General features: G+C 42.3%; 15 protein-coding genes, 1 tRNA gene and 3 pseudogenes. 14 read left to right on the top strand and 5 right to left on the bottom strand.

What is annotated here, in order from left to right; translation table 11 throughout:
• Positions 1-69 precede the first annotated feature (69 nt).
• From KTR06_RS03185 to KTR06_RS03170, 4 genes are all read right to left on the bottom strand, one after another.
• Positions 70-4,152, bottom strand: a complete 4,083-nt coding sequence (locus tag KTR06_RS03185) for a hybrid sensor histidine kinase/response regulator transcription factor (protein WP_120067451.1) — start codon at positions 4,150-4,152, stop codon at positions 70-72.
• A 69-nt stretch (positions 4,153-4,221) separates the two neighbouring features.
• Positions 4,222-6,153, bottom strand: a complete 1,932-nt coding sequence (locus KTR06_RS03180; protein WP_120067428.1) for an alginate lyase family protein — start codon at positions 6,151-6,153, stop codon at positions 4,222-4,224.
• Positions 6,154-6,208: 55 nt separating this feature from the next.
• Positions 6,209-7,621 carry a glycosyl hydrolase family 28 protein gene (locus KTR06_RS03175; protein WP_032811824.1) on the bottom strand — a complete coding sequence of 471 codons (1,413 nt, stop codon included), beginning with the start codon at positions 7,619-7,621 and terminating at the stop codon, positions 6,209-6,211.
• 130 nt (positions 7,622-7,751) lie between these two features.
• Positions 7,752-10,520: a heparinase II/III family protein gene (locus KTR06_RS03170; RefSeq protein ID WP_217289955.1), complete on the bottom strand. Its 2,769-nt coding sequence runs from the start codon at positions 10,518-10,520 to the stop codon at positions 7,752-7,754.
• A gap of 161 nt (positions 10,521-10,681) precedes the next feature.
• On the opposite strand from KTR06_RS03170, the gene nuoF reads away from it, so the two are divergent.
• Genes nuoF through nuoE form a run of 3 tightly spaced genes read left to right on the top strand, consistent with a single transcriptional unit; the run spans position 10,682 to position 14,862 of the window.
• A complete protein-coding gene (nuoF, locus tag KTR06_RS03165; protein WP_008774971.1) occupies positions 10,682-12,589 on the top strand; it encodes an NADH-quinone oxidoreductase subunit NuoF in 1,908 nt (635 codons plus the stop codon).
• 11 nt (positions 12,590-12,600) lie between these two features.
• Positions 12,601-14,367: an NADH-dependent [FeFe] hydrogenase, group A6 gene (locus tag KTR06_RS03160; protein WP_120143464.1), complete on the top strand. Its 1,767-nt coding sequence runs from the start codon at positions 12,601-12,603 to the stop codon at positions 14,365-14,367.
• Positions 14,368-14,385: 18 nt separating this feature from the next.
• The gene (nuoE, locus tag KTR06_RS03155) at positions 14,386-14,862 is read left to right on the top strand and encodes an NADH-quinone oxidoreductase subunit NuoE (RefSeq protein ID WP_008021615.1); all 477 of its coding nucleotides are present in this window, start codon (positions 14,386-14,388) and stop codon (positions 14,860-14,862) included.
• 79 nt (positions 14,863-14,941) lie between these two features.
• On the opposite strand, the gene KTR06_RS03150 is transcribed toward nuoE, so the two are convergent.
• A tRNA-Ser gene (locus KTR06_RS03150) sits at positions 14,942-15,029 on the bottom strand.
• Positions 15,030-15,279: 250 nt separating this feature from the next.
• On the opposite strand from KTR06_RS03150, the gene KTR06_RS03145 reads away from it, so the two are divergent.
• The 11 genes and pseudogenes from KTR06_RS03145 to KTR06_RS03095 all read left to right on the top strand — a co-directional run.
• Positions 15,280-16,563, top strand: a complete 1,284-nt coding sequence (locus KTR06_RS03145) for a site-specific integrase (protein WP_117588494.1) — start codon at positions 15,280-15,282, stop codon at positions 16,561-16,563.
• Positions 16,564-16,626: 63 nt separating this feature from the next.
• Positions 16,627-17,508, top strand: a pseudogene (locus KTR06_RS03140) (DUF1016 N-terminal domain-containing protein); the annotation flags it as partial.
• A gap of 172 nt (positions 17,509-17,680) precedes the next feature.
• Positions 17,681-18,934 (top strand): site-specific integrase, encoded by a 1,254-nt coding sequence (locus KTR06_RS03135; protein ID WP_008024682.1) that lies wholly within the window; start codon positions 17,681-17,683, stop codon positions 18,932-18,934.
• Complete coding sequence (locus KTR06_RS03130; RefSeq protein ID WP_254306391.1) at positions 18,927-19,880, top strand: tyrosine-type recombinase/integrase; 954 nt, start codon at positions 18,927-18,929, stop codon at positions 19,878-19,880. Before KTR06_RS03135 ends, KTR06_RS03130 begins: the two co-directional genes overlap by 8 nt.
• A gap of 5 nt (positions 19,881-19,885) precedes the next feature.
• Complete coding sequence (locus KTR06_RS03125) at positions 19,886-20,902, top strand: site-specific integrase (RefSeq protein WP_008024684.1); 1,017 nt, start codon at positions 19,886-19,888, stop codon at positions 20,900-20,902.
• A gap of 101 nt (positions 20,903-21,003) precedes the next feature.
• Positions 21,004-21,423: pseudogene (locus tag KTR06_RS03120) on the top strand (PDDEXK nuclease domain-containing protein); the annotation flags it as partial.
• 8 nt (positions 21,424-21,431) lie between these two features.
• Positions 21,432-22,475 (top strand): hypothetical protein, encoded by a 1,044-nt coding sequence (locus KTR06_RS03115; protein WP_117853853.1) that lies wholly within the window; start codon positions 21,432-21,434, stop codon positions 22,473-22,475.
• A gap of 224 nt (positions 22,476-22,699) precedes the next feature.
• The gene (locus KTR06_RS03110) at positions 22,700-23,008 is read left to right on the top strand and encodes a DUF3853 family protein (protein ID WP_117677823.1); all 309 of its coding nucleotides are present in this window, start codon (positions 22,700-22,702) and stop codon (positions 23,006-23,008) included.
• A gap of 14 nt (positions 23,009-23,022) precedes the next feature.
• The gene (locus tag KTR06_RS03105; RefSeq protein ID WP_117853858.1) at positions 23,023-24,099 is read left to right on the top strand and encodes an AAA family ATPase; all 1,077 of its coding nucleotides are present in this window, start codon (positions 23,023-23,025) and stop codon (positions 24,097-24,099) included.
• Between the two features lie 212 nt (positions 24,100-24,311).
• The gene (locus KTR06_RS03100) at positions 24,312-25,268 is read left to right on the top strand and encodes a toprim domain-containing protein (RefSeq protein WP_005924026.1); all 957 of its coding nucleotides are present in this window, start codon (positions 24,312-24,314) and stop codon (positions 25,266-25,268) included.
• A 211-nt stretch (positions 25,269-25,479) separates the two neighbouring features.
• Positions 25,480-25,667: pseudogene (locus KTR06_RS03095) on the top strand (mobilization protein); the annotation flags it as partial.

Genomic DNA, 25,667 nt, shown 5'->3' with positions numbered 1-25,667 from the left:
GACAGGCTATCGAATAACCAAATTGATGCAAAAGTAATAAATTATATTACAGTCTGAAGTCTTTTTTCATTATTCTTTTTTCTCATGCTCTTCTACATACTGCTTTGGTAACATCCCAAACATCTCTTTAAAACATTTTGAAAAATAACTCGGCGAACTGAATCCTACCCGATTGGCTACCTCCACAATCGGCAATTGACTGCCTTGCAAGAGTTGTGCCGCACGCTTCAGACGAATACTACGGATGAAGTCCGTTGGTGTATCACCTGTAATCGATTGCAGCTTGCGATAAAGACTCATACGCGCCATACCCAGGTCGCAGCTTAGTTCTTCCACCCCATATTCCGGATTATCCATGTTCTTTTCCAAATACTCCAGACTCTTCTGTATCAACTGTTCATCCACCGAAGTAATCGTTATCGCACTGGGATTTACTTCAATGTTCTTACGGAATTCCTGTTTTCTCTTCTCCTGTTGCTCTATCAGTTTTTCGATGCGAACCATCAACATGTCAAAGTTGAAAGGTTTCGACATATAAGAATCCGCTCCTACTTCATAACTATTGATTTTTATATCATCTGCCGTACGGGCTGTCAACAATATCACCGGAATATGGGAAGTCTGCACATTCGTCTTAATACGGCGACAAAGCTCAATACCATCTACTTTCGGCATCATAATATCGCTGATAATCAAATCCGGATTTTCCTCTATCGCACATTTTTCGCCTTCTTCACCATCACCGGCTTCCACAATCTGATAGAAATCCTCCAATTGCTCTTTCAAGAATGTGCGGAATTCCTTGTTATCCTCTACCAACAACAATTTCTTATGATTGTCTTCTCCGGTAACCACAGGAGCACTCGCTTCTGCAACTTCACCTGCCACTATTTCCTCCGTTGCTTCAGACATGGCTTCCTCTTCCAGTTTCAAATCCATCGGTATCCATACTATAAATGTCGATCCACGATCTACCTGACTCTCTACTTTGACCTTACCTTCATGGATTGTCACATATTCCCTGACCAAATGCAGGCCGATACCGCTACCCAGTTTTTCATCCGCCTGCTTACCCACCTGATAGAAACGATCGAAAATATAAGGAAGATCAGATTCGGAAATTCCGATTCCTGTATCGGAGACTTCAATCTTAACATACATTCTTTGTTCGATCTCTTCTGTAGAAAAGAACAGATTTACCGTACCACCTTCAGGGGTAAATTTAAAGGCATTGGACAACAGATTATTCACAATCTTATGCACTTTGTCGCGATCAAAAAACATATAGACAGGTCTATGCAAAGTCTGATTGACAAAGTTAAGATGATTTTCGACTGCCATCGGTGTAAAATTGTTGCAGGCAGAGACTATAAATTCCTCCATATCCCCATTCATCAGGTTCAGCCTCTCTCCTTTCATTTCCAATTTCCGGAAATCAAGTAATTGATTGACCAGTGACAATAGGTTTTGCGCATTCTTATAAATGGTATTCAACTGTTTCTTCATTGTCTCATCTGCTACTCTGCGTATCATCATATCGAGTGGAGTTATAATCAACGTCAACGGGGTACGCAGTTCATGACTGATGTTGGTAAAGAAACGGAATTTCATCTGATCCAGTTCTTCTTTCTGTTTCAAAGCCTCCTCCTGTTGCATACGAATCATTCTTTGGTGATTACGACGGTTGACTACATAGATTATTCCTACTATGGCCAGACAGCAAAGAATTGCATAAAGGATACGGGCGAAAACTGTATCCCAGAAAGGAGGATGAATCGTTATGGCAAACTCCGCCTCCGGTCCCCATACCCGGTCATTTCCGGCTGCCGATACACGAAAAATATATTCACCGGGAGGAAGATTATTATAGGTAACACGCCCCTGCCCGCTTTCAAACAATGTTTCAGTCCATTCTTTATCAAGTCCGTCCAACAAATAGCGGAAAGAGGTTTGCGAAGGATTGGGAAAGTTCAACCCGGAAAATTCAAGCGTTACGAAATTCTCATCATAGTCCAAAGAAACTCCGTCTGAATAGCTAAGTGCCTTGTCGAACAATACACGTCCATTATATTCTTCTCCGGAACTAACCGAAACATTGAACAGTCTGAATGAGGTAATCAAGGGACGGACAAGACATTGGTTGTCAAGCATACTCTCCGGTAAGAAAGTGACAAATCCGTCCATTAACCCGAAATAGAGTTTGTTGTTCTTGGTTACCATCGAAGGAAAATTAAACAGATCATCCTGACGAATCTCTGCTTCAGATAGGTAACTGACCACATGAAACGAGTATTTATCCGCTTTTCTATCTACTTTAATCTTATAAATCGAAGTAACCGTAGAAATCCAGATATCATGATTATGATCTTCTACGACATTTAGAATTGCACTGGTCAATCCTTCTTCTTTACCTAACGTATAACTCTTGTCATCAGAAGTCAAAATGGTCAGTCCATACTGCGTAGCAAACCACAATGTGCCTTCATGGTCTTTCAGAATCTGATTATATTTATAACTGCCACGATTAAATACAGAATTGGCTCCTCCATCCTGTTCCGGTATCCATACTGTATTCTTTGCAGGATCATAGATATATAAACCATTATCGCTCCCGACTATTAATCTTGAATGACTATCCACAGCCAATGCATTGGCCACTTTGTATTTTTTCAATTCAGGAAATTGCTCCGACAACAGAGTAATCTTCCCATTATCGGGGTTGAGCTGACCGACTCCGCCGCCACCGTATATACTGATCCATAACCGTCCGGACGAGTCCGACACCATCGTACGTATATTGCTATAATCCAGTTCATTCTGATAGTCCGTATTGGGATAAGCAAAGGCTCTCACTTTTCCTTTTTCGATACAATATAATCCGTCATGATAAGTGCCTACCCAAATTCGTTTCTGATTATCTTCATAAAGCACCCGACAGTTTTTCTGATTAAATTCCTTATAAAAAATATCCATACGGTGTGACTCAGGACAATAGCGATAAAGTCCTTGTGAAGTTCCCATCAGGATAGCCCCATCCGAAGTTTCTAACATACAGCGAATTTCTTCTCCCCCCCAAGCTCCGGTCAGCACTTTCTTATTGCATATCATGAGTTTATTCATACTGGGATGGTAATAGCAGATACCTTGATTGTACAAACCAATCCAAACAGCATTGCTTTCCCAATCACAATAAATACTCTGAATGCCACTCTGCAGTTTTTTGCCCGATAATAAAGAAAGATCGTATGTATGAGTGACCGAGAAATTATGCATATCTATGGTATATATTCCATCCTGTACAGTACCAACCCATGCATTTCCTCCTTTATCTATATCCATGGAGGTAAACCAGGAATAATGTCCGAGTTGTATATCAGAAATCTGGTTCCATTTGTTGTTATATACGTCATAATAACCAACTCCACGATCCCACATTGCCCAAAAGTCTCCATTACCCAGTATTTTCAAGATGACGCGATCGTCCGGTTTCAACTGCCCTTCCAGGAAATTTATTTGTTTGACAAAACGCTTCTTCTCCTGATCATAACAACGGATAGCTCCTTTCTGATGAACCATCCAGCTACAATTTCCATGGCTTTCCACTCCTAAGAGTCCACCATAGAATTCCATAAATTCATCATTCCGGCATATCAAGTCCAAAGATTTCTTCTTGCTATCATACATATACACCAACGAACCGGACGTCAAAAACCAACAATGTTTTTCCGAGTCAACAAACATATCCGCCACCTTTTCTTTGATACCGAATTGAAGCAACAGAGAATCTACATTATGGACATATTGTTCAGTAATCAAGTCAAAAACACGTAATATACCACGTTCTTTCATCCATAAACGCTTATCGGCATCAATGTATTGTTCAGGGATAATATGATTATATGAAATGGGATATTCTTCCCTAAGGGTAAAAGGGTAGTTGGCATAGTTTGCACCATCATACAAACTAAGCAATACTGTGCTACGGACACCGATCCGCCCGTCCGGAAGAGAGAATACACTTTTGACATAATTATCCGGTAGTCCTTCAGTAACCCCGATATGCCGGAAGACATAAGAGGACTCCTGCGAATATGCGTTATTCAGGAATAGGACGCCCAATAAGGCTATTAACAAATATATTCGTGTTTTCATGGCCATCACTTTACATTGTTACTATTTTATATACGAAGCAAAAGTCAAATCCCCGTATCTACCCTGCGATTATTTTTTCTTTTCGCCCTGCAATCTAACATGAATCTTGCCAAGAAGCAAATTTTCCCCTGCCTCTTTCACCGATAAACGCAAGACACATGCTCCTGCTGAAAGTGACAAGCAGCCTATTTCTTTTTCTGTCCATTGCTTTGAAGCCGGTAAAGAAGTTGTTCCCGTATCAGTACCCTGATCAGAAGCAACGGAAAGTGCTGATTTAGTTCTCGATTGATAAGTGATATAAACAGTATATGTTCCTACAGACGGCACCTTTACTGTATAATTCATCCATTCTCCATCTTCTACTTGTGTCACTACATATTCGTTTCCTATGTTCTTTAATTCGACAGCCCCATCCGGACGGTATTCATTTCCCCGTTTCACCCCTACATTATGATAGGTATGACCTTCGGGATTCTCTGATAAAGAGTAGTAATCATAATCAGCTGCTTGGATTGTACCGGGTAGAAGATGTATTCCGGAGATTCGCTTTCCCGAAGAAAAAATCACCGGATCACCTGCCATCCAAGGAGTCAGGCGTTTCGTTAATGTTCCCCATCCCGTCCATTCGTAAAACCAATTAGGAGCTATTCCCCAGTTTTCACAGCCATAATGTTCAATCATATAATCACGATAACGTTGAAGCCACGTGTACTTTTCCAAAGGTAAACCGGCACGTACCGCATAGTGAGCCAAAGCCATTTCACGTGTTCCACCGCTCCCGGAAACATCTCCCCGCCCATGCGAAGATATACTTACTGACTCCCATCGTCCGCTACGACTCTTTATTTGCAAAAACTTTCCATTTTCAAAAGTTACTTCATTTGCGTCTTTTGTAAATCCGGTGGGTTCCCAGGCTTCTTTCTGATCTTCATAAGATTGTATCTTCGAAAGGTTATAACGATAATTCCATTCTAATCCGGACAACAGACGATTATTCAGACAGCTATAAAGAGAGTCTCCCTGATTCCATGCCATTTCCGCTATTGCCACATAATTATGAACTCCGGCAAACACATGCCCCTGATCGCGGCTTGACTCCTGGCATTGTCCGTTCGGATAAATATAATGTTGTAACTGCTCATCATAACCATAATCAGAAATATCCGTTTTCCTTCCCAGCAATTTATAATCAATGATGGTGGGTGACGTGCGGATCGGCTCTTCGCTACTGATTGCAGGACCGGAGGGATAAGGTAAATCGTCCGCCCGATGTTTCATGCCCAATAAATAACGGTAAGCACGGTCATACATTATTTCATTATCCAGATAAATTGCCATTGCCATCATTCCGCGCGCTGCAAACAATCCTTGATTTCCGAAACGCGCAACATCAAAATTATAGATATTCCAGTAGAAGGTTATTCCATTCTTCGAATCATCCCAGTAATCGGCATACTTGGCAGCCAAATCCTCTGTATGGCTATATCCCGGATAAACCAACATATCTTTAAATCTCCGTTGATCTTCCTTTTTCCATCCCGGATAGTCACGCATTAGTTCCGCAGCATCTATCAGCAAGTAGATTTTGCCATTATCGAGTGGTCCTGTACCACGACTACTTGTGTTTGTATAATAAGAATTTGCATTCAGAAACTCTACCGCTTTACGTGCATAAGCCTCATCTCCGGTCAGATGCCAGAGCAATGCCAAATCATGGGCACGCCTGCCATCTACTCCAATGGTAGCATTGAATCGTCCTCCCTGAATTTGCTTTCCACGATGATGAACAGGAGCTTCCAATGAAGAATAGGGGGATTCTTTCAATTTCAGAAAAGTAGAATAGTAGGGCTCTTTTTGCACTTCAATCATTGCTTTCATTCTATCCAGATCACCCTTTGTATAAGTGATACCGGGATGTACAAAGGCTCGTTGTGCCTGTACTACTTCATGGATACTCCCCAACCATATCACCCAAACAATACATATAAGCCTGTTAATCATAGTGTTATTTTTAAGTCTCTTTTTTCTGCTATGTCTTACTTACGAACAAAGATAATTATTTTACTTTAATTCCTTTCACAAATTCATTCGTTATAAAGCCATCGATATTCTTCATCTTCACCCCATTTATCATCACATTATCAAAAGTCACATTTTTTATTCTACGATTCTCATCTAATCCTTTCAATAGAGAGGGATTCTCGCCTACTCCATTATAGGTTATATTACGGAAAATAACATCCTCAATACCCCGTCCGGGCTGCTTGTCATATTTCGGATTGAAGCGGACATTGACATGGAACAAACGTCCTTCCTGAATACTTTCTACTCTTATATTATCGAACAAGATATTACGTACCAGGTTCTTATCACCGCAATCTATCGTCATGCATCCCTGATAAAGAGGATCATCTTCATCATGTTCCAGAATATCGATATTGCGGACAGTTATGTTTTCTACTGTCTCTCCCACTTCATCCGCCGAATTGCCATGTCCGCCGATATTGACAGGGTGTGCAATATCAGCCCAAAGGATAGAATTCTGTAAAGTGATATTTTTACTTCCGCCGTAATAATTCCAACGATGTGCATAAACAGCAATGCAGTCATCACTATTTCGCATGAAAACATTATCAATCAATACCTCATTGCAACACATCAGATCAATGCCGTCGCTCCATCCTTTACAACTGAAAGATTTCAGGTTCTTGATGGTCAAGCCGGTGGTTTCACCTCCGAAAACCGTATAATGATCGGGATTTACAATGGTTATTCCATCAACCAATACATTTTTAGAATAAGTTACTTCAATGCCGCGTAGTGGATGATCGAGGATTCCACGACCAATGATACGTACATTCTCGGCTTTATCTATCAATAATTTTGCTTTTACGACAGCGCCCGGTGCCAGATAAACTGTTGTATTAGAAGGGATCCGAATTTGATTATTGGGAACATCCTGGGGACGATGTATTCCCGGTCCAAAATACATGACGTCCGCACTACTTTCCGAGTAAGTTTCTGTCTCCAAAGGATTAGCAAACAGATGAAGATTATGCAAGCGGTCACCATTAAATTCCACGGATAGATATCGTGGTTTCTCCAAAGTAAATAAAATAGTGTTCTGATTTACCGTATGCCGGATTCCATTTACCAAAGGTCGGATTTGTACATCTTGAATCAGCCCGTTATTCTTCTTTACCATCACCTCAACAGGACTGCCCATATCAAACTGTACCATAGAAGCTGATTGTACATTGTCCATATCCACACTGACATTATATTCAAACAAGTCTTTCCATTCTCCACCCGGCACACGTACCCGGACAGTATAATCGTCATTATGTTGCATCCCTGCTTTCAATCCTTCCGGATAAGTCACCAGTTGCGCATTTGCAAAAATTGAAAATGCAATAAATGTGAGCAATAGCCCCTTCTTTCTACCTTGTAATATCCTAAATAGATCCATCTTTGTTATTTCCATATATAATCCTCCCATCACAGAAAAGACACATTTTGTCCTACCCTGTTTAATTCCATCATAAGTATCATTAATCCCCCCACACTAGATATGCTTTTTTCATTCAGAATCATTTTAATCAGACAGGCAATAACGTGAGTTGCGATGTTATTCCTGATTTTATCTTCTTTCCATTAATAACCACCGTACAAGGAACAGAAGAAAGGATATACCATTTTCCCTGTTTCTTTTCGAGTAACACATTGCCCGCCTGATCCGTATGAACGGTCACCTTGGGTGCAACAAGTTGCGTTCCGTTCCCCAGGAATAAAGTCCGGTTTCCTGCATATTCATTGCTGACAACTGCATAGTCTGCTTTTACTTTCATTCCTTGATAAGTGGCGGTCTGCGTAGCATCAGACAAGGAGAAAATATGATCTGTACGCCCATTTTTGCTTTTCACACAGATACCGGCAAAGTCTTTCAAAACAGTTTCTTCCGCATCAAAATAGGATACAGACTGAATGGCAGACGGTTCTTTCTTCGTACTCGGTTCATAGACTGCGACAAAAGGACGAGTCCATGCTTCTCCATGCTGACGGGCCACGAAAGTCAATGTTGGTTGTTCTTTTATATTATATGGCATACCAGGCGTACGACTTAAACCTTCGGTCATCGGTGACAAGGCCGTGAAAACTTCACGATCCGGTTCCCCTTTCATCCAGAGATTCATTACTATATCATCCCCACCTTTATCTTTCATGTCGATGGTAAAGGTCGCTTTTACATCTTTACCGGTAGCCGCTACTTTCTTGTCATATAAATAAGAATAACCATACAGATGCGCTCCAGCAAAAGCGAGTTCTTCTGTCGGTTGAAGATTCAGGTCTATACCATCAGCTGCTGTCAATGTCATGGTCTGTCCGAGATTATGATAGAAATAATCATGCATCTTATCCCCTCCACGCTCTTTCCGGCTCCGGAATACATCCACATAATATCCTGTCTCGGATCCGGTGGTAACAATGCTCATCATTCGGGTCTGATCCGCTCTGCTTTCCGGTTCACGAAAATAGACATTGCTATAAGTCACAGAAGTAAACTCCTTTCCCGGTTCTGCCGAAGCAGGAAAACAGGAAAGCAAATCAAAAGAATGATTGCTTTTCATTACCGGATAGCTCGATATTCCATCTACGCATACTGTATTGTGACTTGGAAATTGAGAATAATATTCGGCATAATCCAGGCCGCTATACAAAGTCAGCCCAATTCCTGCATCTGGTCCAAGCACATATCCTTTTCCATAAAGTTCCATGGAAATGCCGTTAGCGTGCATGTGGTTTCCTTCACTGGCATTCAGAGAAATCATCAGGCTATGACGCGGATGCATTCCGTTCCGCTGCACCAGCCATGACACATTGGGAGCATAGAATAAAGGAGAAACATAGTCCTCTATTTTCCCTGCTTTCACTTTCGGATTCAGACTTAACGGTTTATCTTCAAAGAAAGAATTGACAGATACACGCACGTTATTCTTCTCACCCTTTTCATTATCAATTTCGGGATTCAAGCATTTCAGCAAAGCACTGAAGTAGTTCTCCTGTTCCGTTTTACCGTTTGCCTGCGCATTCTGTATCATGCGGATAAAGAAGTTCGTATTCAAATAGCTTGGATGCGTATCTCCGAACCCACAAATCATCCGGTTGGGAAAAAGATATTGCGGAGTGGCTGCCACAGCTTTCGACAGTACAGGCATAGCCTTTACCAAATCATATTTCAAGTTGTTATCAAACTGATTGGCAAAATTAGCATAATCGTTGATTACCACACTGCTATATCCCGGACACTCTGCCCAGATACCAGTTGTTGAATCAAAGCCATAATCGGCAAGACGAGACAGACTCCATTGACGGATACTGGAACGGTTCAATACATAATCAATATAATATTCACGTCCTTTTCCATCTGCATACTCTTTATTATCTTCAAGCACCAATCCCACATTCATGATATATCGTGCCTGCAATAAATCCCAGTTATTATGAGGGACTCCATTCGCAATGATGTTATCCGCCCATTTCTTAAATGCACCGGCATAGATATCCATCTTTTCCGGATAGTTGGTCTTCAGGTAATTATAAAGAAAATCATACAAGGGAACAACGATATGCAGGGCATCTTCGTGAATCACTTCAAAAGAAGTCAACCCCACCAATGTCTGTTGATGACCATGATTCAGATCAATGGGAACATTTCTGTAATAAATTCCAGTCATATACGTATCAAACACACCGGCAGCCAGTTTCGCGAATTTTTCCTCATCTGTCATCCAATAAAGGAAAGCTGCATCACAAGCTATTCCCAGAATTTCCCGGTTCAGACTTTCGATATTCCGTCCCGTTTTTGACGGATGTACACTTTCCAAAGGACGTTCCGGCAATGCATTATTACAAAAAGTCACATTTCCGTTTTCATCATCGTCATAAGGCACTACATCTGCCAGTTTGGGACGGCCATGAGTAGCAGCCGTTCCACGTGTTCCTGTATAACGGACAGTCGGATAAGGAGCTTTTTTACCTCCGGCATGATCGTAAGTCTCACCTTTAACATATACCTCGGTTGCATGAGATTTCCAATACATGGCCAGACGGGATAACAACCATGCGGGTTGAGCATCCGTCAGATTGGTATATACTTCGGTTCGTTCCTTCAATTTATTGAATACGTCTTTCGCCCATTTCTCTTTTTTAATCAGCTCCCACGTATCCTGCTTTCCATCCGGTGTAGTCAACACTCTCGGATGTTCTTGCGGCATTTTCTCCGGCAACGGAATTTCCCGTCCGTTTTCCTGTCCGGATGCATTATTCAATAAGCAAAGAAGACATAGTCCCAGTAAAATTTGTCTCATACTTTATATTTCATTTTTAGGTTTACTACCTATTAAATACGAAGATAGAGAATTATTTACCTAATTACTTTCATTAAGACCTGTTTTATTTGCCCGAACGCTGCTTTTATTCAAACAAAGAACTATATTTGCAAAAAAACCGACTAACAATTCTGATACTTATGAAAATTTTATCTATCCATGATTTGGCAACAATCAGGAAGAGAGCAGAGCACAATCTTTCATTGCGCGAAGAAAGTAATGAAAAGGTGACTGAAAAGTGTTACGGACTGGCATCCGGTGCGCAACATCTTCAGATTCTGATCTGCGGTGGTACAGGCTGTAAGGCATCTTCCAGCCAGGGTATTACAGACAATCTTCTAAAAGCCATCCAAAAGAACGAAATCACCGACAAAGTAGAAGTCATCACCGTAGGCTGTTTCGGCTTCTGTGAAAAAGGTCCTATCGTGAAAATTATCCCCGATAATACCTTTTACACCCAAGTCACTCCCGAAGATGCGGAAGAAATCATCAACGAGCATATCATCGGAGGACGAAGAATCGAACGGTTGCTGTATGTAGATCCTAAAACGGAACATACCGTCAGCGACTCCAAGCACATGGATTTCTACCGGAAACAACTCCGCATCGCATTGCGTAACTGTGGTTTTATCGATCCCGAAAATATTGAAGAGTATATCGCCCGTGAAGGATACTTTGCATTGGCCGATTGCCTGCTTAACAAACAGCCGACGGACGTTATTGATATTATCAAACGTTCGGGACTTCGCGGACGTGGTGGTGGCGGTTTCCCGACGGGACTGAAATGGGAATTTGCCAACAAACAACAGTCGGATGTCAAATACGTGGTTTGTAACGCCGACGAAGGAGATCCCGGTGCATTCATGGACCGTTCCATTATGGAGGGCGACCCACATTCGATTGTAGAAGCGATGTGTGTCTGCGGTTATTCCATCGGGTCCACCAAAGGATTAGTATATATCCGTGCCGAATATCCGTTAGCTATCAACCGACTGAAAACAGCTATCAATCAGGCACGCGAATACGGATTACTGGGAGATCATATCTTAGGAACAGATTTCAGTTTCGACATAGAAATACGATACGGAGCCGGAGCTTTTGTCTGCGGAGAAGAAACTGCCCTTATTCATTCGATGGAAGGAAAACGAGGAGAGCCGACTCTGAAACCTCCCTTCCCTGCCGAATCCGGTTATCTGGGAAAACCAACCAATGTAAATAATGTGGAAACACTTGCCAATATTCCCATTATTCTAACCAAAGGAGCCGACTGGTTTGCAACGATTGGCACAGAACGTTCCAAAGGAACCAAAGTGTTTGCTCTTGCCGGAAAGATTAATAATGTAGGGCTGATCGAAGTGCCGATGGGAACTACTCTTCGGGAAGTAATCTACGAAATCGGAGGAGGCATCAAAGGCGGAAAGAAATTCAAAGCTGTACAAACAGGAGGACCGTCAGGCGGCTGTCTGACAGAAAAACATCTGGACACTCCCATTGACTTTGACAACCTTCTCTCGGCCGGTTCCATGATGGGTTCAGGAGGGATGATTGTCATGGATGAGGACGACTGCATGGTATCCGTAGCCCGCTTTTATCTGGATTTTACAGTGGAAGAGTCCTGTGGGAAATGCACACCTTGCCGCATTGGAAACAAACGTCTGCTGGAACTACTGAACAAGATTACAGAAGGAAAAGGCACAGAAAAAGACCTGGACACACTTGCCACTTTGGGACAAGTCATCAAAGATACGGCCCTCTGCGGACTGGGACAAACCTCTCCGAATCCCGTTTTATCCACATTGGATAACTTCTACGATGAATATATGGAACACGTACGGGATAAGACTTGTCGTTCCAAGCAATGTAAATCACTATTAACGTATACCATCAGTCCGGAACGTTGCATTGGTTGTCATCTATGCGCCAAAAACTGTCCGGCGGATGCTATCAGCGGGCTGGTGCGCAAGCCACATGTCATTGCTCCCGATAAATGTATCAAATGCGGCATGTGTATGGCACGCTGCAAATTCAACGCTATTCTTGTCTGCTAAAATCGATTACTATGGAAGATAAACAAATCACCCTCCAGATAGACGGTCATTTCATCACCGTCCCCGAAGGAAGTACCATCCTTGAAGCTGCCACGAAAATCGGCATCAACATACCTACTTTGTGTCACATCGACCTGAAAGGCACCTGCATAAAGAACAATCCTGCTTCCTGCCGCATCTGCGTAGTCGAGGTAATAGGACGCCGCAATCTAGCTCCTGCCTGCGCTACCCGTTGCACGGAAGGAATGATAGTGAAAACCAGTACGCTACGTGTGATGAACGCACGCAAAGTGGTAGCCGAACTTATCCTGTCGGATCATCCCAACGACTGTCTCACCTGCCCCAAATGTGGCAATTGCGAACTTCAGACATTAGCGCTACGCTTTAATATCCGCGAAATGCCTTTCAATGGAGGCGAGCTCTCTCCCCGCAAGCGGGAAATCACTGCCTCCATCGTGCGCAACATGGATAAATGTATTTTCTGTCGCCGCTGCGAAAGTGTCTGCAACGATGTTCAGACAGTCGGTGCGCTCGGTGCCATCCGTCGCGGATTCAACACGACGATAGCCCCTGCCTTTGACCGGATGATGACGGAAAGCGAATGTACCTATTGCGGACAATGCGTAGCTGTCTGTCCGGTGGGTGCACTGACCGAACGCGATTATACGAACCGTCTGCTCGACGACTTAGCCAACCCGGATAAAGTGGTGATTGTGCAAACAGCCCCTGCCGTACGTGCTGCCCTGGGTGAAGAATTCGGTTTTCCTCCCGGCACACTGGTAACCGGAAAAATGGTTTATGCCCTGCGTGAACTGGGATTCGACTATGTATTCGATACTGACTTTGCCGCCGACCTCACCATCATGGAAGAAGGATCGGAAATACTAAACCGTCTGACGCGCTATCTCAACGGAGATAAGTCCGTACGGTTACCTATCCTGACCTCCTGCTGTCCGGCATGGGTAAACTTCTTCGAACATCACTTCCCGGATATGCTGGACATTCCATCCACCGCCCGTTCACCGCAACAAATGTTCGGTTCTATCGCCAAATCCTATTGGGCGGAAAAGATGGGAATTCCCAGAGAAAAGCTGGTAGTCGTATCCATCATGCCCTGTCTGGCAAAGAAGTATGAATGTGCCCGCGATGAATTTAAAGTGAACGGTATTCCCGACGTAGATTATTCTATTTCCACCCGCGAACTGGCACGACTGATTAAACGCGCCAATATCGGCTTCCCGCTGGTATTAGACAGTCCGTTTGACAACCCTATGGGTGAGTCGACCGGTGCCGGCGTTATTTTCGGTACAACAGGTGGTGTAATGGAAGCCGCCCTCCGTTCTGTTTATGAAATCTATACCGGAGAATCTCTGAAAAATGTAAACTTCGAGCAAGTACGCGGACTTAACGGTGTCCGGCGTGCTACCATTAACCTAAACGGATTTGAATTAAAAGTAGGCATCGCACACGGACTAGGCAACGCCCGCCATCTACTGGAAGATATACGAAACGGGCACAACGAATATCATGTAATCGAAATTATGGCTTGCCCCGGAGGTTGCATCGGAGGAGGCGGACAACCGTTACATCATGGCAACTCGGAAATATTGTATGCACGCGCCAACGCACTCTACCGCGAAGACGCCAATAAACCTTTGCGCAAATCACACGAGAATCCGTACATCAAGACCTTGTACGAAGAATATCTCGGCAAACCACTGGGCGAGATATCGGAAACGCTATTGCACACGCACTATTTCAACAAATCTATGGATTAACTTTAAACGAAGAGTATTATGTCAGATATAAAACTAGCCTGCGATGTGGCAGAACAAGTCCGAACGATTTGCGACAAGCACGGAAACAACCCGGGCGAACTAATCAATATTTTGCACGAAGCGCAACACCTGCACGGCTACCTGCCCGAAGAGATGCAACGCATCATCGCTTCCAAACTCAATATCCCCGTATCGAAAGTATATGGAGTGGTCACCTTCTATACCTTCTTCACCATGACCCCGAAAGGGAAACATCCCATCTCCGTCTGCATGGGTACGGCATGTTACGTGCGCGGCTCCGAGAAGTTGCTCGAAGAATTCAAACGCGTACTAGGCATCGAAGTCGGCGAAACTACACCGGATGGAAAATTCTCATTGGACTGCCTGCGCTGCGTAGGTGCCTGCGGACTGGCTCCGGTAGTGATGATTGGCGAGAAAGTGTACGGAAGATTGCAACCGATAGATGTGAAGAAGATTATCGAGGAGTTGGAATAAATGTCCGGAATAAAAAGTGGCTGCTTTGAAAAATCAAGGCAGCCGCTTTCAAACATTTTTTTAACAACAAACAAAAAAGCGGAGAGAACGAGATTCGAACTCGTGATACACTTTTGGCGTATACACGCTTTCCAGGCGTGCCTCTTCAACCACTCGAGCACCTCTCCTTATTTTCCAATAAGGAAACAGACAATGGAAATATATTTTCCACAAAAGAAATAGCAGCTTAAAAGCTGCTATTCTTAGCGGAGAGACAGGCTCTCGAACTTATACTTTCACAGAATATCATAAAACTGCAAACAACTGATAATCAAGTGTAAATTACAATATAGAGTAAAACTAAATGTTTCTAAATGTCTTTTGCTATCTCAATAATTGGGTGTATATTTGGGTGTAGAATTTCAAACGCACCCAATTATGAATATCAAACGCAACATCATTTTTGCATTGGAGAGCCGGAAAAAGAACGGTGTGCCAATCGTAGAGAACGTACCCATCCGTATGCGTGTCATCTTTGCCAGCCAACGCATCGAGTTTACAACGGGCTACCGGATTGACGTAGCCAAATGGGATGCAGACAAGCAGCGGGTAAAGAACGGATGTACCAACAAGCTAAAGCAAAGTGCAGCCGAAATCAATACGGACTTGCTGAAATACTATGCCGAAATCCAGAATATTTTCAAAGAATTTGAGGTACAGGAGGTCATGCCAACGACCCAACAGTTGAAGGAAGCTTTCAACATGAGAATGAAAGACACCAGCGAAGAACAGCCGGAAGAAGCCCCTGTCAGCTTTTGGGAGGTGTTCGATGAGTTTGTAAAAGAGTGCGGTAACCAGAATAACTGGACGGCATCCACCTATGAAAAATTTGCAGCAGTGAGGAACCACCTCAAAGAGTTCAAGGAGGATGCAACGTTTAACTATTTCGACGAGTTTGGATTGAACGAATACGTCAACTTCCTACGTGATACCAAGGATATGAGAAACAGCACCATCGGCAAGCAAATGGGATTCCTCAAATGGTTCCTGCGCTGGAGCTTCAAGAAAGGACATCATCAGAACATTGCATACGATACATTCAAACCGAAACTGAAAACCACCTCGAAAAAAGTAATCTTCCTGACTTGGGATGAACTGAACAAGCTGAAAGACTACCAGATACCGCATGACAAACAGTATTTGGAACGTGTCAGGGATGTTTTCTTGTTCTGCTGTTTTACGAGTTTACGATATTCGGATGTTCGCAATCTGAAAAGAAGCGATGTGAAACCCGACCACATTGAAGTTACCACAGTCAAGACAGCGGACAGCCTGATAATCGAACTGAACGACCACAGCAAAGCCATTCTTGAAAAATACAAGGATGTTCATTTCGAGAATCACATGGCATTGCCCGTCATCAGCAATCAGAAGATGAATGATTATCTGAAAGAACTGGGTGAGCTGGCGGAAATCAACGAGCCTGTACGGGAAACCTACTACAAGGGGAATGAACGTATAGATGAAGTCACACCCAAGTACGCTTTGTTAAGCACCCATGCCGGAAGAAGGACATTCATCTGCAATGCGCTGGCTCTTGGAATCCCGGCACAGGTGGTCATGAAATGGACGGGCCACAGCGACTACAAGGCTATGAAACCCTACATTGACATAGCGGATGATATTAAGGCAAACGCCATGAACAAATTTAATCAACTATAAAAGTATCAAACAGTTTCATAGATAGTTACCAATGACTATATTTGTAGAAATTATCATCACAATATGAGCAACAAGGAATCCAATATAGAGAAAACGAATTTTGATGCATTCATTCAAGCGGTCGGTTCGGAAATAGAACAGGCACAAGTAAGGCTGATTGTTGCAGCCAATGCACAAATGCTGTTCCATTACTGGAAGGTAGGCAATTACATCCTTTATCACCAGCAGCTGCACGGATGGGGAAGCAAAATCATCAAGCAGTTGGCAAAGGCTATCCGACTGCATTACCCTGAAAAGAAAGGCTATTCGGAACGCAACCTTACCTATATGTGTCAGTTTGCAAAGGCATATCCTTTAAGAGCGTTGCAAAGTTTCATAGAAACGGATGCAAGACTGTCTGTCCCAACCATACAGAGTGTGACCAATGAAGTATTGAAACTGAATGACAAGCAATTTACGCAGGAACTTACTGCGCAAATACAATCTATTGATTGTCAATCGTTAGCAATTACGCAGGAGGTTCCTGCGCAATTTGAAGATGTGGGAAAAACCGTTTCTGCCATTTACAGGATGGGAATCAGGGAAATAGAAGAAATTTTCTTGACCTCTCCTATAGCCAAAATAAACTGGACAAGCCAAATGACTATACTTGACAGTTCGCTACCTTTAGGTCTAAGCTACTGGTACACGAAGCAGTCCATAGAAATGGGATGGAGCAGCAATGTATTGAAATTACAGATTGACAGTGATTTGTACAGCCGACAAATCAGCAACAACAAGGTAAACAATTTCACGACCACACTTCCGGCTCCACAAAGCGACCTTGCCAATTACCTACTCAAAGATCCGTACATCTTTGATTTGGCAGGAGCCAAAGAAAAAGCAGACGAAAGGGATATTGAAGAACAGCTGGTGAAACACGTTACCCGCTACCTGTTGGAAATGTTATGCAAACCTTTACATAAAAGTTCTTATGCCAACAAATTTATTATGCAAAGTGACTTAAACTAAATCGCAGCTACAAAAGTAATTATAAAAATATAATCATTTATTTCTTTACATAAGAATTTCATTAATTTAAGTGCGGTGATATTGCCACAACTTAAATTAATGACGTATGAATGATCACTCAACAACTTTTGAAGCAGTCACATCCTCTATGCTGAAAATCTTAAAAGAGGATTTTTCTCGTACAGATAGTACATTGGAAGGCTATGCATGGAAATGGAATCAATTAAGGCAGTTCATGGAGAACAATGATTTGCATTCCCTCACCCCTAAAGTCTGCGATGATTTTTTATCTTCTCTTTATGGTTCTAAAGATTTAACTTCATTAAAATCTGGTGACAAGAAATTTTTATCCGCTATCTTACTCCTGAAAAATTACCTCATTACAGGCCAAGTTATTCCAAGAAAAGTTCCGGTAGAATTGAAAGGAGAGATTGGCAGTTTGATGATGCAATATATATTATCTCGAAGTCAAGAACGCTTGTCCGGACACACTATCTACAATCACAAACAAATATTCCATCGTTTCCTTGATTTTCTAACATCTGCAAAAGTAGCCTCCATAGAACAAGTTGAGATTACCCACATCATTAAATATCTTAATACCATTGGTACTAAATATAAATCTGTAGCAAGTATATCCATCCATATTCTACGTAACTTTTTCCGATATCTATATGAACACAAAATTATAGATATGGATTTAGCGGCATTTATTCCAAAAGATAATTATAAGAAACAGCCTAAGCTACCGTCAGCTTACACTTCTGAAGAAATAAAAAAGATAGTGTCTTCTGTGGATAGAAGTACGACTACAGGAAAACGTAATTACTCAATTATTCTATTAGCCACAATGCTTGGTTTGAGGGCTTCTGATATAGCAAATTTAAAGTTTGAAAATATATTGTGGGAGGATAATGCCATACGTTTAATCCAGCATAAAACAAATAAGGAATTAGAACTGCCACTTCTACCGGAAATAGGCAATGCTATTATTGAATATCTACGGTATGGACGTCCAAAGTCCCAGTCATCATATATATTTCTCTTGGCACGTTCTCCCTATACTCACATAAACCAACCGGTCATATCCCAGATAGCCAAGAAATATTTTCTTAAAGCCAACGTAAATATAAAGAACAAGCATCATGGCGCACATGCCCTTCGACATTCCTTAGCGACACTTCTTTTAGAAGAGCAGGTAAAGCTCCCTGTTATAAGCGAAGTTTTAGGGCATGAGAACACGGAATCAACAAGTTATTATCTAAGAATAGATATCCAATCACTGAAAAAATGCTCCCTTGATGTATCACCTGTATGTGAAAACTTTTATACCCAGAAAGGAGGCTATTTTTATGAATAGAAATTTTAAAGGCATTTACGCCTCATTGATAAGAGAGTTTGTGAGCTTGAAGCGCAGTATGGGATTTAAGTATATTGGGGGAGAGTTTGTCCTGACTTTATTTGATAGATTTACTATTGAAAGAAATGAGACTGCAATAGGTATTACCAAGGAGTTGTCAGATGCATGGTGCAAGGAACGTGACAATGAATCCAATAGTTACCATTATCGTAGGTGCTATATTTTAGGTGCTTTCTCTTCGTTTCTTAACAAAAAAGGAATCCGCTCATATATACCAAGAACCCCGTCATTGAGAAATACCTTTATCCCTCATATCTTTTCATCAAAAGAGATAGAACGAATTTTTACGACATGTGATAATATGCAAAGTGGAAATAATGATATGAGATCCTCTTTTTTTATAATGCCTTCACTGCTTCGCATGTTATACGGAACAGGAATACGCATAGGTGAAGCCTTGTCTCTGCTCAATGAAGATATTAATCTTGAGGAAGAATACTTCATTTTACGAGATACAAAAAACGGCAAAGACAGGATTGTCCCATTTTCCACTTCTTTAGCAGAGGTTCTTAAAGATTATGTTGTACATAGAAACATATTACCCGTAAAGATATCAGATACTACTCCCTTTTTTATCACACTTAAAGGAAGGGCTTGTGACAGGGATAGCATATATCGTCGATTTTGCAAAATACTCATTCAAGCAAACATTCCCAAAGACCGCATACGTCTGCATGACTTGAGACATACATTTGCCGTTCACTCTCTTGCTAAAATGGCTGAAGAAGGTATGGATTTATATTGTTCTTTGCCGATCCTATCAACTTACCTTGGACATCAATCTTTGCGGGCGACGAATAACTATGTTCGGCTTACGTCAGAGATGTATCCCGAATTAATTAGAAAAATAGATATCATTGGTTTTGATATTTTCCCTAAAATGTGACATTTATGAAACCTACAAATTTTTCAAAATATCTAACAGACTTCCTTCTCCGGTATTTGCCCCATGAAAGAGGAGCAAGTACTAATACGATCCATTCATACAGGGACACATTTACCTTATATCTGGTATACATGGAAAGTAAAGGTGTAAAAGCTGAAAAACTGACAATGGAAAGTATAACAAAAGAGAATATCTTGTCCTTCCTTGATTGGTTGGAAACAAAAAGAAGTTGCTGTACATCAACACGTAATCTTCGCCTTGCTGCCATACAATCATTTTTTAAGTACCTCCAATATCAGAGTTCAGACCATCTATACGAATATCAAGAAATAATGGCTATAAATAATAAAAAGAGTGTCAAGCCTATTATGAACTATCTAACGGTAGAAGAGATGAAGATTCTTCTGCAACAACCAGATACGACCAAACCTAAAGGTCGTAGGGATCTGGCGTTATTGTCACTTATGTATGATACAGCGTGTAGAGTGTCAGAAGTAATAAGCCTAACTCCGCAATGTGTTCGATTAGATGAACCATATACTGTAATAATCACGGGAAAAGGGAATAAAAATAGAGTTGTACCAATGCTTGAAGAACAGTTGGATATACTGAAAATATATATGAAAGAGAATGGATTGTTGAGATCAGAATGTCTACAACATCCGCTATTTACAAACTGTTGGGGCGAAAAGCTGACAAGAGCAGGGGTGGCGAATATACTGGATAGATACATCAAAAAGGCAAAGCTACTTCATCCCACGTTAATGAAGGGGAAAATAAGCTGTCATAGTCTTAGGCATAGTAAGGCAATGCATCTGTTACAAGCTGGGGTTAACTTAGTTTATATTAGAGATATTTTGGGGCACGTGAATGTGCAAACTACAGAAATTTATGCAAGAGCGGACTCAAAAGTGAAACGGGAGGCTATAGAAAAAGCTTATATTAAAGTTGTTCAGGAGGTGGATACTAAACCTATGTGGCAAGGAAATGAAAAGTTAATGGATTTTTTAAAGTCTTTCTGATGAAAATATTATGCAAAGTGATGGAGATAAATCTTTTTATAATTACTTTTGTAGCTGTGATTTAGTTTAAGTCACTTTGCATAATAAATTTGTTGGCATAAGAAATGGGCAACGGTTTTGCCTTCGTTGCCCGGCAGAAGCACTTCCAAGTAGGAAACAGCGATTTCTTTGCCGACCTGATTCTATATTCCATTCCGTTGCACGCATATATTGTCATAGAATTGAAAGCCACTCCTTTCAAGCCGGAATATGCCGGACAACTCAACTTTTACATCAATGTGGTGGATGATAAACTGAGGGGAGAGAATGACAACAAGACTATCGGGTTGTTGCTATGCAAGGGAAAAGACGAAGTTGTGGCACAATACGCATTGACAGGCTACGACCAGCCCATCGGCATCAGCGATTATCAATTGAGCAAAGTGATTCCCGAGAAACTGAAATCAGCGTTGCCCAGCGTGGAAGAAGTGGAAGAAGAACTGGCTTCTTTCCTTGACAAAGACAATAACACTCAAAAATAGTTGCGTCCATGAAAGATGTAATTACAACGCTGATTCCCCGATACGGAGAATTGAACAGAATATACAAAGACTGGTCTGATAATAAAGGTTTCTCTTTTGAAAAGCAGAAATTCATTACCAAGTTCTATCTGGACTACAATGATGTAACGGTTCTTGAAACAGCCATTCTTGAACTGGTATTTCATCTTCCACAGGAGCAATACACACTGATTCTGAACAGCCTGAAAAAGGAAGTATGCGAAAACATAAGTTATTACAAGAAAGGATGTATGCCGGATGAACAGACCGTTTACAATATCTGCTTCCGAGTTTCAGAAATCTATAAAGAAGCCATAGAAGAACAGCAATACAAGACGACCAAGCTCCATGCTCCGCTAAACGAAGCATACCACCGATACGATTCCATAGGTTATCGGGAACACACCGCAGAGGATGAAAAGCGTGCGGAAATGGAATATGAACGGTTCAAGGCTGAATACGAGGAGGAAAAAAACAAGCTGACCGAACTCTACGATCTGCAAAAACAGACCAGAGAGAAAGCCCTGCAATATGCAGAAAGCCGTTTCAATGAAATCTATCGGCTGGGCTGCCACCTCAAAGAGACATTGGCGAAATATGTATTTGATGAAACAAACGAGCCGGAAGAGCCAGCCAAACAAGAACCAAACGCCCCCAACATACAGGAAGAAGTGCTGGGAACGAAACAGACTGAGTATTTCAATATGGAACTGCTTTCGCTCATTCATGTAACCTGCGTGGGAGAACAGTTCGAGAATATTTCCGAACATAATTTCTATACCTGCATGAACCTGCTACCAAGCGACACCAAACCCCAAATCAGACCGAGAGAAAAAATACGTACCTGCTATCTGATATTCCTGATGAGCGAAAAACTGCCCAAACAGGACAGGGAGAATTGGAAGAGGAATATCCTGAAAATATTGGATATTGAGGAAAGCTACTACAAGTCAAAGTACAAAGAGCCTGTTTCCGATTTCCCCAGTGACAGCAACCGGAAATTTGCCAAAGAAATGGACGCAATATTCCGATAATCTGTGATATGCCCTGACATTTTACAAAACAACCACTTTTACCACTCAAATTAAATTTTTGAGTGGTATTTTTATTATCTGATATTCAGATAAATAACAAGATATTCCATTTGTATCAACCACATCCTTACCACTTACAACCCTACCTAATTTTGCATCGTTCGAGAACAGAGATAACAGCCAGTGCGCAGGGCTGATTGTTAAACGACTAAATAGATTGAACGATGAAAAATCTTCAAGAATTATTATCAAAACCCGTCTGGCAGATGACAGGTGAAGAGTTCATATTCCTAAGCAAGCACGCTTCCCGTCAAACGGAAACGCAGCCACAGCCCGTTACAGACACAGAAAGAAAATATGTGTACGGAATACTGGGCATAGCCAAACTGTTCGGGTGCAGCCTACCCACCGCCAACCGTATCAAGAAAAGCGGAAAGATTGACAAGGCAATCACTCAGATAGGACGTAAGATTATCGTGAATGTTGAGCTTGCCCTTGAACTGGCTGGAAAGAAAACAGGAGGACGGAAATAACGGGAGGCATGGCTATGGACTATATGAAAGAGACTAAGGAAATATCGGCTGAAGAAGCCATAATCCTTTGGCAAGCCTCACGTTTGAGCTTGTCGAAAAGTTATGAGAAAGCACCTGAAATCCTTAAAGTACATGATTCTGTCATTGGGACATTGGGTAATTTCAGCGCATCCATCGGCAAAGCCAAAAGTAAAAAAACGTTCAATGTATCGGCTATCGTAGCCGCTGCATTGAAGAATGGCACAGTGCTGCGGTATGTAGCTGAACTGCCTGAAGATAAGCGGAAAGTGCTTTATGTTGATACAGAGCAAAGCCCTTACCATTGTCTGAAAGTCATGACGCGCATTTTGCGAATGGCTGGTTTGCCAGATGATAGGGACAATGAGAATCTTGAATTTCTTGCCTTAAGAAAATACACGCCTGAGCAGCGTATCAGGATTGTGGAACAGGCTATTTACAATACACCCGAAATCGGTCTTGTAATTATAGACGGCATACGGGATATGGTGTATGACATCAACAGCCCCGGTGAATCAACACGCATCATATCCAAGCTGATGCAGTGGACGGACGACAAGCAGATACATATCCATACGATACTGCATCAGAACAAAGGGGATGAGAACGCAAGAGGGCACATCGGTACGGAGTTGAACAACAAGGCGGAAACCGTATTGCAGGTAGAAAAGGACAAGGGCAACGGTGACATCAGCCATGTTTCAGCCATTCACATCCGGGCAATGGACTTTGAGCCTTTCGCATTCCGTATCAACGACAAAGCCCTTCCCGAACTCATTGAGGGATACAAACCTGAAACAAAGAAGCCGGGAAGACCCGAAGAAGAGAAGTTCGACCCTTACAGGCATATCACCGAGCAGCAGCACCGTATCGCATTGGAAGCCGTTTTCGGGCTGAAAGAGGAATACGGCTACAAGGAACTGGAAGATGCCTTAATCAAGACCTATATGTCAGTGGGTGTAAAGCTGAACCATAAAAAGGCGGTATCGCTCATCACCATGCTTCGCAACAAACGGATGATAGTGCAGGAGACAGGCAGAAAATACACATTCATGCCTGACTTCCACTATTAGCCCATTTCCCTGCAATCACTTCACTTTATTCTCGGGGTGTATATATTAGGAATATAGTGAAGTGCTTGGGGAATGGGACTAAATCACTTCACTTTATTACCGTATCCTATATATACGAGAATTTAGTGAAGTGATTATAGACCGTACTTCCTAAAAAGGTACGGGCAAAAAGAAAAATAAACCAATTCACCAACTACTAAAACAATCATTTTATGGATATACAGACAGCCAAGCAAATCAGAATAGCGGATTATCTGCATAGTTTAGGATATTCTCCCATCAAGCAACAAGGTGTCAATCTGTGGTATAAATCACCGTTAAGGGAAGAAGCCGAAGCCTCGTTCAAGGTAAATACCGAACGTGAACAATGGTATGACTTCGGTTTGGGTAAAGGTGGTGGCATCATAGAACTGGCTGCACACCTGTACGCTACCGACCATGTACCTTACATCTTGAAACGGATAGCAGAGCAGACACCGCACGTGCGCCCGGTATCTTTCTCTTTTGGAAAGCAAAACTCTTCCGAGCCGAGCTTCCAACAGTTGGAGATTGTTCCGCTGTCATCTCCTACCCTGCTTGCCTACTTACAAGGTAGAGGAATTAACATAGAACTGGCGAAAAGAGAATGTAGTGAAGCACGTTTCACTCACAACGGCAAGCGGTACTTTGCCATCGCCTTTCCCAATGGTTCGGGTGGATATGAAATCCGCAACCGCTATTTCAAGGGCTGCATCGCCCCAAAGGAAATCTCCCACATCAGGCAGTCGGGAAAAGCGAGGAACACCTGTTATGTGTTCGAGGGATTTATGGACTACCTCTCCTTTCTGACATTGAGACAAGAGAACTGTCCGAATTATCCGGAGCTGGATGGACAGGATTACATCGTATTGAATTCCGTATCGAATGTGAACAAGGCTCTCTATCCGTTGGGCAATTACGAACGCATCCACTGCTTTTTCGACAACGACCATGCAGGAATGGAAGCACTCCGGCAAATCCGTGAGGAATACGGCAGAGACCGATACATCCGTGACGCTTCTCAGACTTACAGCGGATGCAAGGACTTGAACGAATATTTACAGGAACAGGCTGAAAGAAAAAGGCAAGTTCAATCCGCCAAAGGGGTGCGCAGCCAATCACCGGAGAAGAAGAACGGCTTCCGGTTATAGCCCACTATAACTACACGCTCCGCTTTCGTAGTTGTGGGCTCTCCCGAGGGGATTAGGGCTTTGCCCTAATGACCCACTCAGGGCGTTTCACCCCTGAGAACCCCGAGCAAAGAGTGACCCTCTCTTTGCAATCTCCGCTTATGGGTTACCCCTAAGAACCCCTCTGCGAAAGCGAGCAAAGTAAATCAATTGTAAACAAAGAAAAGAAGCTATGGCAACAAAATCAAGCATACACATCAAGCCTTGCAACATCGCATCGAGCGAGGCGCACAACCGAAGGACTGCCGAGTATATGCGTAACATCGGGGAGTCCAGAATCTATGTCGTTCCCGAACTTTCCACCAACAACGAACAGTGGATAAATCCCGACTTCGGCACTCCCGAACTGCGAACTCATTA

The sequence above is a fragment of the Bacteroides sp. MSK.20.12 genome, from assembly GCF_019052435.1.
GTDB lineage: Bacteria > Bacteroidota > Bacteroidia > Bacteroidales > Bacteroidaceae > Bacteroides > Bacteroides xylanisolvens.
This window is presented reverse-complemented; position numbering and strand designations above follow the sequence as displayed.

Excerpts from the sequence above, each read along its gene's own strand:
- KTR06_RS03145 (WP_117588494.1), top strand. The coding sequence starts at position 15,280 with ATGAATATCAAACGCAACATCATTTTTGCATTGGAGAGCCGGAAAAAG.
- KTR06_RS03110 (WP_117677823.1), top strand. The coding sequence starts at position 22,700 with ATGAAAAATCTTCAAGAATTATTATCAAAACCCGTCTGGCAGATGACA.
- KTR06_RS03105 (WP_117853858.1), top strand. The coding sequence starts at position 23,023 with ATGGACTATATGAAAGAGACTAAGGAAATATCGGCTGAAGAAGCCATA.
- KTR06_RS03160 (WP_120143464.1), top strand. The coding sequence starts at position 12,601 with ATGGAAGATAAACAAATCACCCTCCAGATAGACGGTCATTTCATCACC.
- KTR06_RS03115 (WP_117853853.1), top strand. The coding sequence starts at position 21,432 with ATGAAAGATGTAATTACAACGCTGATTCCCCGATACGGAGAATTGAAC.
- KTR06_RS03125 (WP_008024684.1), top strand. The coding sequence starts at position 19,886 with ATGAAACCTACAAATTTTTCAAAATATCTAACAGACTTCCTTCTCCGG.
- KTR06_RS03135 (WP_008024682.1), top strand. The coding sequence starts at position 17,681 with ATGAATGATCACTCAACAACTTTTGAAGCAGTCACATCCTCTATGCTG.
- KTR06_RS03175 (WP_032811824.1), bottom strand. The coding sequence starts at position 7,621 with ATGGATCTATTTAGGATATTACAAGGTAGAAAGAAGGGGCTATTGCTC.
- KTR06_RS03180 (WP_120067428.1), bottom strand. The coding sequence starts at position 6,153 with ATGATTAACAGGCTTATATGTATTGTTTGGGTGATATGGTTGGGGAGT.
- nuoF (WP_008774971.1), top strand. The coding sequence starts at position 10,682 with ATGAAAATTTTATCTATCCATGATTTGGCAACAATCAGGAAGAGAGCA.
- KTR06_RS03185 (WP_120067451.1), bottom strand. The coding sequence starts at position 4,152 with ATGAAAACACGAATATATTTGTTAATAGCCTTATTGGGCGTCCTATTC.
- KTR06_RS03170 (WP_217289955.1), bottom strand. The coding sequence starts at position 10,520 with ATGAGACAAATTTTACTGGGACTATGTCTTCTTTGCTTATTGAATAAT.
- KTR06_RS03130 (WP_254306391.1), top strand. The coding sequence starts at position 18,927 with ATGAATAGAAATTTTAAAGGCATTTACGCCTCATTGATAAGAGAGTTT.
- KTR06_RS03100 (WP_005924026.1), top strand. The coding sequence starts at position 24,312 with ATGGATATACAGACAGCCAAGCAAATCAGAATAGCGGATTATCTGCAT.
- nuoE (WP_008021615.1), top strand. The coding sequence starts at position 14,386 with ATGTCAGATATAAAACTAGCCTGCGATGTGGCAGAACAAGTCCGAACG.